The organism is Croceicoccus sp. (assembly GCF_983967925.1).
Window position 1 is genome coordinate 1 of the sequence record NZ_CFETID010000060.1, and the last position, 4,162, is coordinate 4,162.

Genomic DNA, 4,162 nt, shown 5'->3' on the forward strand with positions numbered 1-4,162 from the left:
CAAGGTTGGGTAGCAGAGCATCGTAGGGCCGGACTCTAATCAAGCTTGGAGGAAAATCAGGGGGTCACGTCACTCCCTAAATCGTCTCGCCCTAACCTGCAGGAAAAGAGCGCTGTCGGGACACTCGACAACGCTCCTACTCTCCAGGAAATATCTCAGGATGCGGGCGGCTGGAATTGGGAGAGATCTCTGCGGCCAACCATTCCCATCGATCGGCTTCTTTCAAATAGTATTGTTTAACGTCTGGGGCAGAAGCCCGAGCAGCAGCACGCCGTTCCCGCGTTTTGCAGATAGCCAGTTGCGAAAGTCAATGAAGCGAAACCCTGTTTTTTTCCTGCAGACACCTGTGACTGAAAACTTTAGTGAAAGGGTTTCAGGCTATGACTACCGGATGTCCAACAAACATCGTTACAATTCGCCTACCGTTCGCGCGATCATGGAAGGCGTCAGCGAACTGCCAGAATCTCCGCGGGTTCAAACGCCGACCTGCAGCACGTTTCGCGCGACCGTCTTTGTGGCTCTTGCCATCGGAGTGAACGCCTTTTTGTTAGGATTGATTCTCCTAGGATGATTGCGTCAGGCGCAGTTAGACCAAACGACTTGCTTCATGTCTGGTCCACCGGTTGGATGATCGCCCGCCACATCCAGCAGTCACACGAGGAAGTCTCGCCAACGCGCGGAACCGGTCGGATGGCGCTACGTTGTCTGTGAACACGGTTGGCCCCCGATAGCCACATTCAAAAGAGGCGGTTGTGCTGACGGAATCCCTGGATGCGCTTGTGGCCCTTGAGACTTTGCCGAACCACTCAAGTGAGCTAACTGCATTGGCAGAACGGTTCGACGAAATTGGCGACATTGGTTAGCGGGCCAGCTGCAAAGTTTAGCTTAAACGACCCGAAAAGCAGTGCAGGAGCGAAGCCGCCGAGCATAGGCTTCTCTCAGGCTCCCTCTTCCTCATTCCAATCTTTGCGGCTATTGTATGCCGAGGGCGTTTCATGTCGTAGCCCCGAATTGAGGCGTCCTCACACGCCATTAACCATCGTTGCCCCAAGGAAGCCTTGTGCGCGTGTCATGGCGCGCACGGGGGCAAGGGTTGCGACCTACCGCTTCGGAACCGTCCCGCATGGCTCCTGGTCCGCGGGGCGGTTCTTTGGTCGCACAGCGCTATTCATTCTCCAATTGGTATGCAAAAACTGTGGCTTAGGTCGCAAAGGAAGTAAATTATGAAGAGGTCGGCTTCGCGCGAACCGGTTGAGACTGTGGGTTCCTTTCGCCACGCTTTTCAGCCAGCCCAGAACGTCACGATTCTTGATCTCACCTGCCATGGATGCAAGATCGAAGGTATACCTGCAGCACTGTACGAGGGAGATAGGATCAAGGTCGGCATCGCAAACATCGGTCCGCTGCACGCTACAGTGCGATGGGTTCAGCCTGGCATCAACGCAGGTCTAAGATTTGAGCAACCGCTACACCCGGTGGTGTTTCAAAGCCTGCTGGCTAAACTGCGCAATCAGGAATGCTCGACCGGCTATACACCTGTATCGCGGGCCATGCCAGTCAGGCGCTGCTGATAATGGTTCAATTTCAATCCATCGTTGCAAGAAGCCGGTATCAGGAACAGTTCAACAATTTTTAGAACTGCTTCATTGACGACTCATATGTTTCTTCCAGACACAATTGATGATGTATCACTTCGGTTCTGCGGTTTGACCGACAAGGCAGTTAATGCGCTCGCCAAAGACGGGATCACCACTATTGGTCAGCTCAATGCGCTAAGTGATATCGAAGCGCTAAAAATTCCTAATATGGGAGAGAAAATCCTTTCTGATCTCCGGAAAAAGGTCGCCGCAGTAAGCAGTGTGCCTAAAACCGAAGACTACGAAATGGCATTTCGCGTCTTCTGGGATGCTCGCGTTAATTCAGAACGAAATACTGCAATTATTGAAGCATTGGCGTGTGACCGTTCAATGGTCGACATAGCAAAGGAGTTTGGTGTCTCACCTAGCTCTGTCAGCACACTCTTTCAAAATTACCGATATTGGCGGCGAACCCTCGGTCTGCCGATTGCGAAGACAGGTTTCTCGCATTTCTGCGCATCTGCGAAAACATCTCCACCGGCTGAATCATAGCGCCACGCTTCCCACAGGCCCGGCACCGCATGTGCGGCTCCACCGCATCGATCTTGAGCGATTTCCTGCGGCGTTGCAGTTCCATCGCCAGTTCGACCGTATTCCAATGCGAGGCATGCCCGCAGCCTAGGCAGGGAATTTTTGCATTATAGCCGCGCCGGGCGAGATCGGTGATCGTTTCAAGCTTGATGCGGCCCATTCATTGTTAGGAACAGAGCGCGGACGATTCGATCAAGGCAGTTCAGCGTGTTATGCTCAGCGCATAGATCAAGTGGGGTCTTCCATGCAATTCTTCGAAAGAATGCTACCGGGCTTAGCGGCCATCGCCGTGCTTGCCGTTTTCCAAACGTTACCGGGTGGCCTTGATCCGCAGGCGCCAGAGTTTGAAAGCGCCCCCCGGTATTCAAACAGCGGGATAAAATCTCCGCATGGGGACGGATGCGGTTCAGCGGCTGGCATGCATGGCGGAGAATGCCGATCCCCCCGCATGATCGTCCTAACCGAATATTTACCACGACTGCCTAAAGCTTTGGCGGTCGAGCAATTTAAAGAGGGCGCCTTCGCCTTTGCTCCAACGTTTTCAAAGGCAGAACGCTTGGCGAAATATCGCGTAACACTGGGTGAAGACGAGGGTGGCATGCGGCAAACCCTCGATTTCGATGCCGCCGATGATGCGAGAGCACTACGCCGTTTCAAATCACTGAAGCGCGGCGATTGGGGCGTGCTTCTGAAGGACGGGCAATCGCTCGCAATACGGGGGGACGCTCCGGACGACATCATCCGACCGGCAGATCCTAATTGGCGTGACCTCTTAATGCAGAAATTTGGCTGGAACACGATCCCTTGATTTTGCGTGTCGGGCCAATAGTTGTGCCCGGCCATCACGTTCTTGGCTCTTGCCGTTGCCTTGCCCGACACTTGGCCGCTCGCATTGCTGCGCCTTCCTTGCCGGTCTTCGACATCAAACAGGATGGGCAAATCGCCTGCAGGTTGGCTTCGGTTGTTTCCCCGCCAAGGCAGATCGGTGTCCGGTGATCGGCGATCTTGGCCGGTCGTTCCTCACAGATCGCGCACATGGGATTGCCTGCCAGCAGCCGCTTGCAAATCCGCTTGAAGGCTGCGCCGTAATGGCGGGCCTTGTCTGGTCGGTTTCTATGCCAAACCATCAGAACACCATGACCGCATCGGTTAGCAGCTCCCTGTACTCCTCGGGCATGCCGCCTCCGTTGATGAACTTGCTGAGGCTTGCTGCCGGAATCGGGACTTCCTTTGCCAGCCGCGATTACTCGCCGGGTTCGCTGCGCTGCAGGTGGTCGACAGTCCATTCCCAAAGATCGGCCAAATCGGTCCGTTCATAGGAATTGGCTTGTTTACGTTGTTCTGTTTTGGGCTGTTCGCTCAGGGAACCCTGGTAACAAGTAAGTGAAGCAATTCTGTCCGAGGTCGAATTGGTAGGAACGAGCGGTTTTCCAGATTGACCGGTAGCAGTTTCTGCATCCGTGACGGGGGTGTTCCCTTCATTCTCGGACAAATTTGCATTCGGTTCGTGCGAAACTTGCATCCGTGAATTATTTTGAGGCTGCCACGCTTCGTATTCGCGCGTCGGTCCCAATCTTGCCTTTTGGCCAAGCCTGCCACGTATAGCGCCACAGACTTGCATGCAGCGTCTTGGGCTGAAGGCTCCTTTCTCAGTGCACCGGATGAACCCCAAGTTTTGCAGTTCGATCAAGCACCGCTGGCAGGTACCGACGGACAGGCCACAGGAGAGAATATATGTACCCATCCGGTGAGGACCGCAGCGCGATGGCTAGGAGCCCTTTTTCGAGATGATGCGCTTTGCGGCGGCGTTGCGTTTGGCGGCGATACGGCCGAGGGCGACCTGGATGGGGAAGATATCCAGTTCCTCTGGGTCGTAATCGTCGAGCCATCGGCAGATGTCAGCATGTTCCTCGTGCGTGGGATCGGACCTGGCATCGAACATTTCGTAGAAGCCGCTAATCCCGCCGCAATCTTCGGGCGGGCAATTGCGCTCG

6 protein-coding genes are annotated in these 4,162 nt (G+C 54.7%); 4 read left to right on the top strand and 2 right to left on the bottom strand.

The annotated features are described in order from the left end of the window. The first annotated feature begins 160 nt into the window (after positions 1-160). The 4 genes from AC4FIJ_RS16325 (at position 161) to AC4FIJ_RS16340 (ending at position 2,976) form a co-directional block, all read left to right on the top strand. Entirely contained in the window at positions 161-571 is a 411-nt protein-coding gene (locus tag AC4FIJ_RS16325) for a hypothetical protein (protein ID WP_490337681.1), read from the top strand. Positions 572-1,223: 652 nt separating this feature from the next. Continuing rightward, on the top strand, positions 1,224-1,571 hold the full coding sequence (locus AC4FIJ_RS16330) for a hypothetical protein (protein ID WP_490337682.1): 348 nt from the start codon (positions 1,224-1,226) through the stop codon (positions 1,569-1,571). A gap of 87 nt (positions 1,572-1,658) precedes the next feature. Beyond that, positions 1,659-2,129, top strand: coding sequence for a DNA-directed RNA polymerase subunit alpha C-terminal domain-containing protein (locus AC4FIJ_RS16335; RefSeq protein WP_490337683.1), 471 nt, complete (start codon positions 1,659-1,661; stop codon positions 2,127-2,129). A 283-nt stretch (positions 2,130-2,412) separates the two neighbouring features. After that, positions 2,413-2,976: a hypothetical protein gene (locus AC4FIJ_RS16340; RefSeq protein ID WP_490337684.1), complete on the top strand. Its 564-nt coding sequence runs from the start codon at positions 2,413-2,415 to the stop codon at positions 2,974-2,976. Between the two features lie 34 nt (positions 2,977-3,010). Here AC4FIJ_RS16340 and AC4FIJ_RS16345 read toward each other — a convergent pair whose 3' ends face one another. Then, entirely contained in the window at positions 3,011-3,454 is a 444-nt protein-coding gene (locus tag AC4FIJ_RS16345) for an HNH endonuclease signature motif containing protein (protein ID WP_490337685.1), read from the bottom strand. Positions 3,455-3,936: 482 nt separating this feature from the next. Further along, positions 3,937-4,162: IS1096 element passenger TnpR family protein (locus AC4FIJ_RS16350; protein WP_490337686.1), on the bottom strand; the 226-nt coding region annotated here is incomplete at its 5' end.